This window comes from Clostridioides sp. ZZV15-6383 (genome assembly GCF_020657735.1).
GTDB classification, from domain to species: domain Bacteria; phylum Bacillota; class Clostridia; order Peptostreptococcales; family Peptostreptococcaceae; genus Clostridioides; species Clostridioides difficile_D.
In genome coordinates this window covers 1-469 of sequence record NZ_JAGWCV010000152.1, presented here as the reverse complement: position 1 = coordinate 469, position 469 = coordinate 1, and the positions used below count along the sequence as shown (strand labels likewise).

1 protein-coding gene is annotated in these 469 nt (G+C 26.7%); it reads left to right on the top strand.

What is annotated here, in order from left to right:
• The coding region (locus tag KGF42_RS19230) for an RNA-guided endonuclease TnpB family protein (RefSeq protein WP_227826915.1) at nt 1-469 on the top strand (469 nt) is incomplete at both ends.

Below are 469 nucleotides of genomic sequence, written 5' to 3'. Positions count from 1 at the left end.
AAAAAAGTTGAAAAGAAATTAAAAAGAGAACAAAGAAAACTTTCAAGAAAATATGAGAGTTTAAAAGTAAGAAATAAAAATATAAAAGAAGGAGTAGCTACTCGTCAAAATATCCAAAAACAGATAGCCAAAGTACAAAAAATTCATCAAAGATTAGCTAATATAAGAACTGATTATATTAATAAAACAATATCACAGGTAATAAAGCAAAAACCAAGCTATATAACCATTGAAGATTTAAATGTTAGTGGAATGATGAAAAATAAGCATTTATCAAAGGCTATATCAAGTCAAAAGTTCTTTGAATTTAAAACTAAACTAACTGCTAAGTGCAAACAAAACAATATAGAACTTAGAGTAGTTGATAGATGGTATCCATCATCAAAGACTTGTAGCCAATGTGGAGAGGTTAATAAAGGTTTAAAACTTAAAGATAGAGTGTACAAATGTGAATGTGGATTATCTATTG